The organism is Phytomonospora endophytica, assembly GCF_014202425.1.
GTDB classification, from domain to species: Bacteria; Actinomycetota; Actinomycetes; order Mycobacteriales; family Micromonosporaceae; genus Phytomonospora; species Phytomonospora endophytica.
On record NZ_JACHGT010000001.1, the window covers coordinates 427507 to 440858 of the forward strand.

The following is a 13352-nucleotide window of genomic DNA, read 5'->3' on the forward strand; positions in this document are numbered from 1 at the left end:
GCATCCGTCAGAGGCCGGCCAGCCACTCGTGCCCCGGGTGCACCCGCGTCAGCAGCGCGCGCAGCTCGGCGCGCTGCGAGTCGCTGAGCAGCGGGACGACGCCGTCGAAGTCAACCTGGTCCTTCGGGCGGACGTTCCTGGCCTTGAACAGCAGGACCAGCTCGGGAGCCAGGTACGGGATCCCGTCCGGGGTGCGCCGGATGATGTCGGCGTAGGGCAGCCGGAGCGTCTCGTCCCGCCGGCAGATCCAGGTGTCACCGTCGTGGGGTTCGCGGAACACGTCGAGGCGGTACTCGTCCGTCACGGGGTCGCGCAGCCAGGTCTGGTGCACGGCGGCGAGCGCCTCCGGGCCCGGTGACGTCCAGACCCGCCGGTAGCCGACGGCGTCCCACAGGTGGCCCGGGAAGCGGTCCCGGACCTCGGCGAAGCGCCCGGCCGGGACGGCGATCTCCAGGTCTTCGTGTTCGCGCGTCTTGCCGCCGCGGAACAGGTCGAGGGCCCAGCCCGCCGCGACGTACCAGGGCGTGGTCACGCCGTCCAGCCGCGCGGCGACCTCGGCCGGTGTCCAGGCGTTCGCCCACCGGGCGTCGAGGGCGTCGATGTCTTTCTGGGACAGCGGATGACCCCCGTCGGGGAGTTGTTCACTCATCGGGCGAACCTAGCAGCGACGGTCTCGAAAGACTTCTTTCGAAAGATATGCTTCGACACATGCAGCCGGAACCGCCCCCCACTCGCAAGGTCTCCGACCCCGCCCAGCTGCGCGCCATGGCGCACCCCCTCCGCTTCACCCTCATGGAACTGCTCCTCCTCGACGGCCCCGCCACGGCCACCGAACTCGCCGCCAAGGTCGGCCAGTCGCCCGCGAACTGCTCCTGGCATCTCCGGCGCCTCGCCGAGTACGGCTACGTCACCGAGGCCCCGCCCGGCCCCGGCCGGCGCCGCCCCTGGCAGGTCGTCGCACAGAGCCACACCACCGACGACGACGCCGAATCCGACCCCGACTACGCCTCGGCTCACGACGCCTTCCACGTCGTCGCCCTGCGCCACGAGTTCGCGCGGCTCGACGCCTGGTTCATGGCCCGCCGCGCGGCGCCCGAGGAGTGGCGCGAGGCCGCGGGCGTCGTCCAGTCGCTCATGTGGCTGACCCCCGGCGAACTGGCCGAGCTCCAGACCGACCTCCGGGCGCTCGCCATGCGCCACATCGACCGTCTCACCGACCCCGATCGCCGTCCCGCCGATGCGGCCCTCGTCCGCCTTGTCGCATGGGGCGTGCCCGAACGTCTCGACCCGCCCGCCAACCCCGAGTGAAAGGCAGCTCCATGCGCGCCGTCTTCGCAGACCCCCGCTACCGCTTACTCTTCGCCTCCACCGTCGTCGGCATGGTCGGCGACTGGCTCTTCGTCCTCGTCCTCGGCGTCTGGGTCAAGGAGCTCACCGGCTCCAGCGGCGCCGCCGGGCTCACCCTGCTGTTCGGCGCGCTGCCGCTGCTCTTCGCACCCTTCGGCGGCCTGCTCGCCGACCGTTTCCGCCGCAGGCCCTTCCTCATCGCCGCCAACCTCGCCAACGCCGTCGTCCTGCTCCCGCTCGCCCTCGTCCACGACGAAGGCGACGTGTGGCTCGTCTACGGTGTGGCGGTACTGCTCGGCTTCGGCCGGATCGTCGACGGACCGGCCACCGGCGGCCTGCTCAAGCGCGTCGTGCCGCCGGAGCGTTTGGTCGAGGCCAACAGCGCCCGGCAGGTCGCCACGCAGGCCCTGCGGCTCGGCGGGCCACTGGCCGGTGTAGGCCTGTACGCGTTCGCGGGCGGGTTCACCGTCGCGGTGATCAACGCCGCCAGTTTCGTATCGGCGGCGGCTCTCATCGCGCTCCTGCGCGTCGACGAGGAAGCCCCGCCGAAACCCGAGTCGCACTTCCTCGACGAGGTGACCGCCGGGTTCCGCTTCATCGCGCGCTCACCGGCGCTGCGCCGGGCGATGGCCGGTACCGGCCTGATGACCTTCGCGGGCGCGGGCCTGGAAGTGCTGATCTACGCGATCACCGACACCGGGCTCGGCCGGCCGCCGGAGTTCGTCGCGGTGATCGTCGCCGTGATGGGCGTCAGCGGAATCGTCGGCGGATTCGGCGCGAAGCGGGTGATCGCCCGCCTTGGCGAGCTGGGCGCGAGCGGAGCCGCCGTGGGCGTGCTCGCGGTCGTGCTCGCGGCGTTCGCGGTGCCGTCGACGCCGGTCGTGCTCGGTGCCTCGCTGATCGCGGGCTTCGTGATCCCGGTCATCGCGATCGCCGGTGCGACGCTGATCCAGCGCGAGTCGCCGCACGAACTGATGGGCCGGATCGGCGCGGCGACCGACGTGGCCGCGATCGCGCCCCAGCTGATCTCGCTGGCGGGCGGCGCGTACCTGGTGACCGTCGTGAGCCACCAGGTCCTGCTCGCCGCCATGGCCGTGGTCATGGGCGGCGCCGCGGCCTACCTCTTCCTCGGGCGGAGACTGAGTCCGCCCGCGGGGGAGTCGGCTAGTCCTTCAGACCGTTCTTCCTCAGCAGCCAGTCCCCGGCGATCGTCAGGGCGATGACGCCGGCGCTGAACAGCAGCCACAGGTCCTCGACACGGCCCTCGTGGTTGCCGATCAGGTACAGCAGGAGCACGGCGATGGAGATGATCCCGCCGGTGTAGGCCGCCTTGCGGTTGGTGGGCTTGTGCTGGTCCGGGGAGGTCACCGGTTCGTTGCCGCCTGCCACTGCGCGACACCTTCCATGAGGTCGATGATCTTTGTCTGTGTTCCGCCGTCAGTTTCCCATGCCTTCCCCGACCACCGGACGGTGGTCGGGGAACCCCCGTGTAGCGTTCGACATCGGGCAGCAGGCGCGATCACAGAAGGGGTCGAAGGTTGCGTATCACCGGAACCGGACACGCGAGCATGTTCATCGAGACGGCGGCGGGGAGCATCCTGACCGACCCGTGGGTGAACCCGGCCTACTTCGCCTCGTGGTTCCCCTTCCCGGACAACTCACAGCTGGACTGGGACACCCTCGGGCAATGCGACTACCTCTACGTTTCGCACCTGCACCGCGACCACTTCGACGAGAAGAACCTCCGCGAGCGGATCTCGAAGAAGACCACGATCCTGCTGCCGGAGTACCCGACCAGCGAGCTTGAGGACGAGCTGCGCGAGCTGGGCTTCAGGAACTTCATCAAGACCGTCAGCGGTGAGGTCACCGAACTCGACGGCGGCGTCAAGGTCATGATCCAGGCGCTGACCTCGCCGACCGACGGCCCGATCGGCGACTCCTCGCTGTGGATCGAGGACGCCGACGGGATCCGGCTGCTCAACCAGAACGACGCGCGCCCGACCGACCTGTCGGCCTTCACCAGGCTCGGGCACATCCACGCCCACCTGCTCCAGTTCTCCGGGGCCATCTGGTACCCGATGGTCTACGAGCTGCCCGACTCGGCCAAGCGCGCCTTCGGCAAGCAGAAGCGCGACCGGCAGATGGACCGCTCGCTGCGCTACATCGACGACGCGAAGGCCTCCTGGATCTTCCCGATCGCCGGGCCGCCCTGCTTCCTCGACGACTCCCTGTGGCAGTTCAACGACATCCACGGCGACGAGGGCAACATCTTCCCCGATCAGCAGGTCTACCTCGACTACCTCGCCGACAACGGCCGCGACAACGGCGTGATCCTGTTGCCCGGCACCGTCTCCGAGGTCACCGAGAACGACTGCGTCACGACCCACCCGGTCGCCGACGTGCGGGAGTTCTTCGACAACAAGGAACAGCACCTCGTCGAATACCGCGAGCGCCAGCGCCCGGTGATCGAGGCCGCGAAGAAGTCGTGGGAGCACCCCGAGATCGACGTGCTCGCCGAACTCAAGGCGCGCTTCGAGCCGCTGATGGCCGAGGCCGAGATCATGTCCGAAGGCATCAACGGGCCGGTCCGTTTCGACCTGACCGCGCCCGACGACCCCGACACGGTCGTGCAGTCGGTCCTCTTCGACTTCCCGACCGGGGAGATCCGCGCGGCCGACGGTGAGAAGGTCCGCTACCGCTTCAAGACCGAGCGGCGGCTGGTCGAGCACCTGCTGCACATCGACGAGATCGACTGGGTCAACTCGCTGTTCCTGTCCTGCCGGTTCTCGGCGGCGCGGATCGGCCAGTACAACGAGTTCGTCTACACCTTCTTCAAGTGCCTCTCCGAGGAGCGGCTGAACTACGCCGAGGGCTGGTTCAGCGAACGCGACGACGGCGGCGAGGACATCGCCCTCGACGGCTGGACCGTGCAGCGCCGCTGCCCGCATTTGAAAGCCGACCTGACGCGCTTCGGGAAGGTCGAGGACGGCGTCCTGACCTGTCAGATGCACGGCTGGAAATGGAACCTGGCCACGGGCCGCTGCCTGACATCGGTCGGCAACGACATCCGTTCGGCGAAGCGCGGCGAATAGTTCGCCTACTCGCTCGCCGGTACCCGAAGGTTGCGTTCGCCCGTCTTGTGGGTGAAGGTGTTGCGATGACCGTGCTGCTGACCCGTACGGCCGTCGACGGCCTCATCGACCCTGACGGGGTTCTCGCCGCCCTCCGCGCGGGATTCACCGCCGCCGATCCGGCGGCGCCGCCCCTGCGGGTCCGGACTTCGCTGCCGGGACCGGGGACCGCGACGGCGTTGCTTCCGGGCCTGCTCCCCGACGTCCCCGCCTACACGGTGAAGGTCAACGCGAAGTTCCCCGGCGCGGCACCGGCCCTGAGGGGCGTGGTGTGCCTGCACGACGTGAGCGACGGGACCCTGCTCGCGTTGCTGGACTCGTCGTCGGTGACGTCCTGGCGGACGGGACTGGCGGCGGCGATCGCCACCGACGCACTCGCCGGGCCCGACGGGACCGTCGCGGTGATCGGGGCGGGAGCGCAGGCGCGCGTGGTGCTGGCGGGTCTCGCCGCCCTGCGGAGACTGACGCGCCTGATCGTGTGCGACGCCGACAGCTCACGGGCGATGGCCTTCGCACTGGAGCATGAGGCGTCCCTGGGCGTGCCGGTGGAGATGGCGCCGACACCCGCGAAGGCGGCGGCCCTGGCGTCGATCGTGATCACGGCGACGTGGGCCCGTGAGCCGTTGCTGGGGGCGGCGGACCTGCGGCCGGGGATGCACGTGACGACGCTGGGTGCCGATGAGCCGGGGAAGGCGGAGATCACGGCGGAGGCGCTGCGAGCGGCCAGAGTCGTGGTCGACGACGTGCGGCTCGCGGTGGCGATGGGGGCGCTCGGGAACGTGGGTCTGGACGAGGGGGATGCGGTGGGGACCCTGGGGGAGGTGCTGCGGGGAGGAGTGGCCGCGCGGGAGACCGACGGGGACGTGACGGTGTACGCGCCGGTGGGACTGCCCTGGCAGGACCTGGCGGTGGCGTGGCCGGTCTATGGGGCGGCGGTCGGGGCGGGGCGGCAGCGGGAGATCGACTTTCTTGCTTGAGGGGGGTGGGTTGGCCTCCGGTGTTGCGGTTAGCCCGGCCGGGGGCTTCGCCCCAGACCCCACCAGGGACTCCGTCCCTGGACCCGGAACTCGCTGCGCGAGTCTCTTCGAGACTCGCTACGCGAAGAGCAAGAGCTGGTCGTGGGGTGGTGTCTTGGTCAGGTTGTCCCAATCCATTCTGTGATGTCCACTCGCAGCTGTGCTGCCATTTCAGCCAGCATCGCGTTGAACAGCAAATCCGGGTGCTCGATTACCGGCAACTGGCCATGCACCTCCATCGCCACCACCCCGTACAGCCTGATCCAGTACGTCAAGAACATGTACGAGAACTCCACCGGCACGTCCGCGCCGATCGTGTGCGCGCAGGCCACCAACTCCGCCTGAAGACCCGGTGACATGTTCGGCACGGCCGGGGTCGGCAAAGGGAAGCCACGCTCCTCATCGGTCTGCCGGTACAACTCGTGGAAAATCCGGCCGAACACCTGCGAGAACCGGGCCGCCGCGGCATGCGGTTCGGCCGTCGGGTCATGGTGGGCCGAGCCCTCCGAGTGCAGGTCGACGCTGGCGAACATGAGCGTGAACTCCGGGCGGTGCGCCACCGCCCAAGCGCGGAAGGACTTCGCGGCCACCAGCAGCCGCCCGATGCGATCCCCCTCAGGCAGTTCGGCGCAGGCCGTCTCCATGAACCCCCGCAACTCGTCGTAGAGGTCGACGACGAGCGCCACCAGCAACGCCTCCAAGCTGGGGAAGTACCGGTACAGCGCCGGCGCGCTCATCCCCATGTCCCGCGCGATCGCGCGCAGGGAGATCGCGCCCGGGCCGTCCCCGGTCAACTGGTCACGAGCCACCGACTTGATCTCGGCGACGGTGGCGTTTCGCACCCGTTCGCGACGGTTGGGCGTCTTGGGTGTGACGGGTTCCACGCTTCTCCTCGTGGGTACGGGCGCTCGCGGTGTTGACAAACGTGAACGACATTGTCGATAGTTAACGGTGTTCACGTTCATGAATACCGTTACATCTTAATGTCTCGCGAGTGGACTGTCGATCACCGTGTCGGCGGACACGCCGCAAGTCCGCAGGAGGAACGTTTCCAGTGTTCGCATGGTGGGGGCGCGTCGTCGCCCGAGCCCGATGGATCGTGCTGGCCGCGGGGGTCATCGTGGCCGTCATCGGCGCCCTGTGGGGGACGGGCGTCTTCGGCGCCGTCTCCGACGGCGGCTTCTACAACGAGAACAGCCCCAGCGCGCAGGCCGCCGACCGGATCGCCGAGAAGTTCGGCCGCCAGGCCGTCGACGTCGTGGTCCTCTACTCGTCCGACTCCATGTCGGTCGACGACGAGGCGTTCAAGCAGTCCGTCATGACCGTCATCGGCGAGGCGGGCGGCAATCCCGACATCGCCGCCGTCCAGTCGTACTACACGATCCCGGCGCCGCAGAACGCCGTCTTCAAGTCCGGCGACGGCCACGCCACCTACCTGGCCGTGCGGCTCTCCGGTGCCGACGAGGCCGAGCGGGCCGACCAGTTCACCGCGCTCAAGGACTCCTTCGGCGCCGCGGGCCTCGACAGCGAGCTCGGCGGCCAGTCGGCGATCTTCGCCGACGTCAACACCCAGACCCAGGACGACATCGTCAAGGCCGAGACCCTGGCGATGCCGATCCTGCTGATCCTGATGGCCGTCATCTTCGGCAGCGTCGTCGCGGCCCTGACCCCGCTGATGGTCGGCGTCCTGGCCATCCTCGGCGCCTTCACCGTCACGCGGCTGCTCACCTACGTCACCGACGTGTCCGTCTTCGCCATCAACATCATCACCATCATCGGCCTCGGCCTGGCCATCGACTACGCCCTGTTCGTGGTCAACCGCTTCCGCGAGGAGCTGCACGCCGGGCACGACCGGTCGGCGGCCATCTCGCGCACCATGGCCACGGCCGGCCGCACGGTCACCGTGTCCGGCGTGATCATCATGCTTTCGCTGGCCGGGCTGCTGGTCTTCCCGCTGCCGTTCCTCAAGGCGATGGCCTACGGCGGCATCGCCGCGGTCGGCATCGCGATGCTCGGCGCGCTGACGGTCCTGCCGGCCCTGCTGGCCGTGCTCGGGCCGAAGGTCGACGCCTGGCGCATCCCGTTCCGCCGCAAGAACGGCGGAGCCCCCGCCGAGAGCAGGTTCTGGGGTGGCATCGGCCGGGTCGTCATGAAGCGGCCGGTGTTCTTCATCGTCGGCGTCCTCGGCGTCCTCACCCTGGTGGCCAGCCCCTTCCTGCACGCCAAGTTCGGCGGCGTCGACGAACGCGTCCTGCCCGCCGGAAGCGAGAGCCGGGTAGTCAGCGAGGAGCTCAAGGAGAACTTCCCCGGCGGAGGCCTCACCAAGCTCGAAGTCCTCGTCGACGGCGGGGGAGAGGCCGCGGTGGCGCAGGTCCGCGCGGAGATCCTCGACGTCCCGCACGTGACCGGCGCCGACCCGACGGTCGCCGACGCGAGCGGTGCGGTCCTGTCGGTCTCCTACGACGTCGACCCCGAGACCCCCGCCGCCCGCGAACTCGTCAACGACATCCGCGACGTCGCCGTCCCCGACGGCACCACCGTCCACGTCACCGGCCAGAGCGCGGTCCTCGACGATCAGCTGACCGACCTCACCGACCGGCTGCCGCTCATGGCGCTGCTCGTCGCCGGGGTCACCTTCCTGCTGCTGTTCCTCGCCTTCGGCTCGCTGCTGCTGCCGCTCAAGGCGATCTTGATGAACGTCGTCTCGATCGGCGCGTCCTTCGGCGTGATCGTGTGGATCTTCCAGGACGGGCACCTCGCCGACCTGCTCGGTTTCACCCCGCTCACCGCGCTCGAACCCACGAACCTGCTGCTCATGCTGGTCCTGCTGTTCGGTCTGTCCACCGACTACGAGGTGTTCCTGCTGTCCCGTGTCCGCGAGGAATGGGACGCCCACGGCGACAACACCCGTGCCGTGGTCACCGGCCTCCAGCGCACCGGCGGGATCATCAGCTCGGCGGCGCTGCTGCTCATCGTCGTGGTCGCCGGCTTCGCCTCCGGCGGGATCGTCTTCATCAAGATGATCGGCATCGGCATGATCGTGGCGATCCTCGTCGACGCGACCCTCGTCCGCGGCCTGCTCGTTCCGGCCACCATGCGCGTCCTCGGGCGTGCGAACTGGTGGTCGCCGAAACCGCTGCGGAGGCTCTACGCGAAGTACGGCATCGACGAGGGCGAACCGAAGCCCACGAAGAAGGAGACCGTCTCCGTCGGGTGATCCGCACATGACGCCGTGTACCGGCCGGGCGAGTCCGGCCGGTACACGGCGTCTACGATTCACCCGGTGAGCGGTGAGTACATCCTGACCCTGTCCTGCCCCGACCGCGTCGGCATCGTCCACGCGGTGGCCGGTTTCCTGGCCGAACGCGGCGGGAACATCATGCACAGCAACCAGTTCTCCGACCCCGACCACGGGCGCTTCTTCATGCGCGTGCACTTCTCCTGCGACCACGACCCCGCCGGTCTCCGCGTCGACTTCGCGCCCGTCGGCGCCGAGTTCGGCATGGACTGGGAACTGCACGACCGCTCCGCCCGCCAGCGCGTCCTGGTACTGGTCTCCAAGCAGGACCACTGCCTCAACGACCTGCTCTACCGCTTCCGGATCGGCGCGATCCCCGGCGAACTGGTCGGCGTCGCCTCCAACCACGCCCACGCCCGGGAACTCACCGAGGCCGCCGGCTTCGCCTTCCACCACCTGCCCGTCACCGCCGAGTCGAAGGCCGCCCAGGAACGCCGGATCCTGGACCTGGTGGAAAGCGAACGCGCCGACATCGTCGTCCTCGCCCGCTACATGCAGGTCCTCTCCGACGACTTCTGCGGCAAACTCTCCGGCCGCATCATCAACATCCACCACTCCTTCCTCCCCAGCTTCAAAGGCGCCAAGCCCTACCACCAGGCCTACGACCGCGGTGTGAAGATCATCGGCGCGACCACCCACTACGTCACCGCCGACCTCGACGAAGGCCCGATCATCGAGCAGGAGATCGCCCGCGTCGACCACGCCATGACGCCCCAGCAGCTCGTCGCCGTCGGGCGCGACCTGGAGTCGCTCGTCCTCGCCCGGGGACTCACCTGGCACCTCGAACACCGTGTCCTCCTCAACGGCGGGCGGACGGTCGTCTTCCGCTAGATCGGCGTGCGCGACAATGAGACGGTGAGTCCACGAGAGATAGTCATCCTCGGCTCGACCGGGTCGATCGGTACGCAGGCCATCGACGTCATCGAGCGCAACCCCGGCCGCTTCCGCGTCGTCGGTCTCGGCGCGGGCGGCGGCAACCCCGCGCTCCTCGCCGCGCAGGCCCTCAGCCTCGGCGTCGACGTCGTCGGAGTCGCCAAGGCCGGAGCCGCCCAGGACATCCAGCTCGCCTTCTACGCCGAGGCCAAGAAGCGCGGCTACGCCAGCGGCGAGTTCAAGATCCCCAAGATCCTCGCCGGGCCCGACGCGATGACCGAGCTCGCCTCCTGGAAGTGCGACCTCGTCCTCAACGGCATCACCGGCTCGATCGGCCTGCGCCCGACCATCGCCGCCCTCCAGGCAGGCAGCGTCCTCGCCCTGGCCAACAAGGAGTCCCTCGTCGCTGGCGGACAGCTCGTCCGCGACCTCGCCGCACCGGGCCAGATCGTCCCCGTCGACTCCGAGCACTCCGCCCTCGCGCAGTGCCTGCGCGGCGGCCGCGCCGAGGAGGTCCGCCGACTCGTCCTCACCGCCAGCGGAGGCGCCTTCCGCGGCCGCACCCGCGCCGAACTCGCCGACGTCACCCCCGAACAGGCCCTGAACCACCCCACCTGGGACATGGGACCCGTCGTCACCATCAACACCGCCACACTGGTCAACAAGGGCCTTGAGGTCATCGAGGCGCACGAACTCTTCGGCGTCCCCTACGACGACATCGGCGTCATGGTCCACCCCCAGTCGGTCATCCACTCCATGGTCGAGTTCACCGACGGCTCCACCCTCGCCCAGGCGAGCCCGCCCGACATGCGGCTGCCCATCGCGCTCGCCCTCGGCTGGCCCGACCGGGTCCCCGACGCCGCACCGGCCGTCGACTGGACGAAGTCCCACACCTGGGAGTTCGCGCCCCTCGACGACCAGGCCTTCCCCGCCGTCCGGCTCGCCATGCACGCCGGGCGCACCGGGCGCTGCCTCCCGGCGGTCTACAACGCCGCCAACGAGGAACTCGTCGCCGCCTTCGCCGACGGCCGCCTGCCCTTCCTGGGCATCGTCGACACCCTTGAGCGGGTCCTCGCCGAGGCGCCCGATTTTGGCCAACCGGGTACCGTCGACGAGGTGCACGCGGCCGAGGAGTGGGCGCGGGCGCGGGCAACGGAGCTCGTGCACAGCCACGTACGCGCATAACTCAGCGGTCTGTTAAGAGAGGAACACCCGCTCCATGATCTTCGTTCTCGGTGTGCTGCTCTTCGCGTTGGGCATCCTGATCTCGGTCGCCCTGCACGAGTACGGGCACTTCGCCACCGCCAGGATGTTCGGCATGAAGGTCACCCGGTACTTCATCGGGTTCGGGCCGACCCTTTTCGCCTTCAAGAAGGGCGAGGTCGAGTACGGCCTCAAGGCGATCCCCGCCGGCGCCTTCGTCAAGATCATCGGCATGACCCCCCTCGAAGACGAGGAGGAGGTCGCACCCGAGGACAAGAACCGCGTCTTCTGGCGCAAGCCGCTGTGGCAGCGGACGATCGTGCTGGCCGCCGGTTCCATCGCGCACTTCATCATCGGCCTGGTCATCGTGTGGATCCTGGTGTCGTTCATCGGCATCGGCAACCCCGACCGCGCCGCCGCGGCCGAGGAGTCCTCAGCCACCGCGACCGTCGCCGTCGCCGAGTGCATCCCCCCGGCCGACGCGCCCGCCGACTTCGCGTGCGGCCCGAACGACCAGCCCGGACCCGCCGCCGCGGGCGGCATCCAGGACGGCGACCGCGTCACCTCGGTCAACGGCGTCCAGGTCACCAACTGGGAGCAGATGACCGCCGCCATCCAGCCGCTTCCGGCCGGAGTCGCCGCGACGATCACCGTCCTGCGCGACGGGCAGACCGTCACCACCACGGTCACCCCCTACGCCTCGGAGACGGTCGGCACCGACGGCCAGACCAAGCCGGTCTCGAAGATCGGCGTCGGCGCCTACATCGACCCCGCCATCCCGCTGACGGTCGCCTACGGGCCCATCGACGGCATCGGCGAGACCTTCGCCGTCACCGGCCAGTTCGCCGAGGGCATCGGCAAGGCCGTGGTCAACCTGCCGCAGAAGGTCCCCGCCCTGTGGAACTCCCTCACCGGCGGCGAACGCGACCCCGACACCCCCGTCAGCGTCGTCGGCGCCAGCCGCATCGGCGGCGAGCTCGCCGAACGCAGCGAGTGGGAGATGTTCTTCGTCCTGCTGGCCACGCTGAACTTCTTCATCGGCGTGTTCAACCTGCTGCCGCTGCTGCCGCTCGACGGCGGGCACATCGCGATCGCCTGGTTCGAGAAGGTCCGCAGCTGGGTCTACGGATGGATGAAGAAACCCGACCCCGGTCGGGTGGATTACCTGAAGCTCCTGCCGGTCACTTACGTCGTGATTGTTATCTTTGCGGGGTTCACCCTGCTCACCGTCGCGGCTGACATCGTCAACCCGATCGTGTTGTTCAAATGACCCCGCCCCCCGCGGGAATGGTCCGGAGGGACTCTTGAGCACTATCAGTCTTGGTATGCCGTCGCTGCCACCGCCGCCGATCGCCGAGCCGCGCAAGTCGCGCCAGCTCAACGTCGGAGGCGTGCTCGTCGGCGGTGGGGCGCCGGTGAGCGTCCAGTCGATGACCACCACGGTCACCGCCGACATCAACGCGACCCTCCAGCAGATCGCCGAACTGACCGCCTCGGGCTGCCAGATCGTCCGCGTCGCGGTGCCGAGCGCCGACGACGCCGAGGCCCTGCCGATCATCGCCCGCAAGTCGCAGATCCCGGTGATCGCCGACATCCACTTCCAGCCGAAGTACGTCTTCGCCGCGATCGAGGCCGGCTGCGCCGCCGTGCGCGTCAACCCCGGCAACATCAAGAAGTTCGACGACAAGATCGGCGAGATCGCCCGCGCGGCCAAGAACGCCGGGACCCCGATCCGCATCGGCGTCAACGCCGGTTCCCTCGACCCGCGCCTGATGGCCAAGTACGGCAAGGCCACCGCCGAGGCGCTGGTCGAGTCGGCGCTGTGGGAGTGCTCGCTGTTCGAGGAGCACGACTTCCGCGACATCAAGATCTCGGTCAAGCACCACGACCCGGTCGTCATGATCCGCGCCTACCGGCTCCTCGCCCAGAAGTGCGACTACCCGCTGCACCTCGGCGTCACCGAGGCCGGCCCGGCCTTCCAGGGCACGGTCAAGTCGGCGGTCGCCTTCGGCGCGCTGCTGGCCGAGGGCATCGGCGACACCATCCGCGTGTCGCTGTCGGCCCCGCCGGTCGAGGAGGTCAAGGTCGGCAACGCGATCCTGGAGTCCCTCGGGCTGAAGGAACGCGGACTGGAGATCGTGTCCTGCCCGTCCTGCGGGCGGGCCCAGGTCGACGTCTACAAGCTCGCCGAGGAGGTCACCGCCGGGCTCGACGGCCTGCCGGTGCCGCTGCGCGTCGCCGTCATGGGCTGTGTCGTCAACGGACCCGGTGAGGCCCGCGAGGCCGACCTGGGTGTGGCGTCGGGCAACGGGAAGGGCCAGATCTTCGTCAAGGGCGAGATCATCAAGACCGTCCCCGAGGCGCAGATCGTGGAGACCCTCATCGAGGAGGCGATCCGGCTCGCCGACGAGATGGGCGCCGACATCCCCGAGGAGCTGCGCGAACTCGTCAAGCCCGTCGTCGAGGTGCACTGATCGCCGGTCA

12 protein-coding genes are annotated in these 13352 nt (G+C 69.2%); 9 read left to right on the forward strand and 3 right to left on the reverse strand.

Translation table 11 applies throughout. The features are described from left to right. Positions 1–7: 7 nt before the first annotated feature. The gene (locus HNR73_RS01745; protein ID WP_184785400.1) at positions 8–649 is read right to left on the reverse strand and encodes a nucleotidyltransferase domain-containing protein; all 642 of its coding nucleotides are present in this window, start codon (positions 647–649) and stop codon (positions 8–10) included. Between the two features lie 59 nt (positions 650–708). On the opposite strand from HNR73_RS01745, the gene HNR73_RS01750 reads away from it, so the two are divergent. Together HNR73_RS01750 and HNR73_RS01755 are read left to right on the forward strand one after the other, a co-directional pair. After that, on the forward strand, positions 709–1308 hold the full coding sequence (locus HNR73_RS01750; RefSeq protein WP_184785401.1) for a winged helix-turn-helix domain-containing protein: 600 nt from the start codon (positions 709–711) through the stop codon (positions 1306–1308). 11 nt (positions 1309–1319) lie between these two features. Next, complete coding sequence (locus HNR73_RS01755; RefSeq protein WP_184785402.1) at positions 1320–2570, forward strand: MFS transporter; 1251 nt, start codon at positions 1320–1322, stop codon at positions 2568–2570. Here the strand turns inward: HNR73_RS01755 and HNR73_RS01760 are convergent. Further along, positions 2512–2736, reverse strand: coding sequence for a DUF2631 domain-containing protein (locus HNR73_RS01760; RefSeq protein ID WP_184785403.1), 225 nt, complete (start codon positions 2734–2736; stop codon positions 2512–2514). The two genes, HNR73_RS01755 and HNR73_RS01760, sit on opposite strands and share 59 nt — an antisense overlap. Before the next feature lie 155 nt (positions 2737–2891). Between HNR73_RS01760 and HNR73_RS01765 the strand changes: the two genes are divergently transcribed. Next, complete coding sequence (locus tag HNR73_RS01765; protein WP_184785722.1) at positions 2892–4439, forward strand: Rieske 2Fe-2S domain-containing protein; 1548 nt, start codon at positions 2892–2894, stop codon at positions 4437–4439. A gap of 65 nt (positions 4440–4504) precedes the next feature. Next, the gene (locus HNR73_RS01770; protein WP_184785404.1) at positions 4505–5455 is read left to right on the forward strand and encodes an ornithine cyclodeaminase family protein; all 951 of its coding nucleotides are present in this window, start codon (positions 4505–4507) and stop codon (positions 5453–5455) included. Positions 5456–5613: 158 nt separating this feature from the next. On the opposite strand, the gene HNR73_RS01775 is transcribed toward HNR73_RS01770, so the two are convergent. Beyond that, the gene (locus tag HNR73_RS01775; protein ID WP_184785405.1) at positions 5614–6378 is read right to left on the reverse strand and encodes a TetR/AcrR family transcriptional regulator; all 765 of its coding nucleotides are present in this window, start codon (positions 6376–6378) and stop codon (positions 5614–5616) included. Positions 6379–6548: 170 nt separating this feature from the next. On the opposite strand from HNR73_RS01775, the gene HNR73_RS01780 reads away from it, so the two are divergent. The 5 genes from HNR73_RS01780 (at position 6549) to ispG (ending at position 13342) form a co-directional block, all read left to right on the forward strand. Beyond that, complete coding sequence (locus tag HNR73_RS01780; RefSeq protein ID WP_184785406.1) at positions 6549–8711, forward strand: MMPL family transporter; 2163 nt, start codon at positions 6549–6551, stop codon at positions 8709–8711. A 66-nt stretch (positions 8712–8777) separates the two neighbouring features. After that, a complete protein-coding gene (gene purU / locus HNR73_RS01785; protein ID WP_184785407.1) occupies positions 8778–9623 on the forward strand; it encodes a formyltetrahydrofolate deformylase in 846 nt (281 codons plus the stop codon). Between the two features lie 39 nt (positions 9624–9662). Next, complete coding sequence (dxr, locus tag HNR73_RS01790) at positions 9663–10850, forward strand: 1-deoxy-D-xylulose-5-phosphate reductoisomerase (RefSeq protein WP_184785723.1); 1188 nt, start codon at positions 9663–9665, stop codon at positions 10848–10850. A 34-nt stretch (positions 10851–10884) separates the two neighbouring features. Further along, the gene (locus HNR73_RS01795; RefSeq protein WP_184785408.1) at positions 10885–12138 is read left to right on the forward strand and encodes a M50 family metallopeptidase; all 1254 of its coding nucleotides are present in this window, start codon (positions 10885–10887) and stop codon (positions 12136–12138) included. Positions 12139–12172: 34 nt separating this feature from the next. Then, a complete protein-coding gene (gene ispG, locus HNR73_RS01800) occupies positions 12173–13342 on the forward strand; it encodes a flavodoxin-dependent (E)-4-hydroxy-3-methylbut-2-enyl-diphosphate synthase (protein WP_184785409.1) in 1170 nt (389 codons plus the stop codon). Positions 13343–13352: the final 10 nt, after the last annotated feature.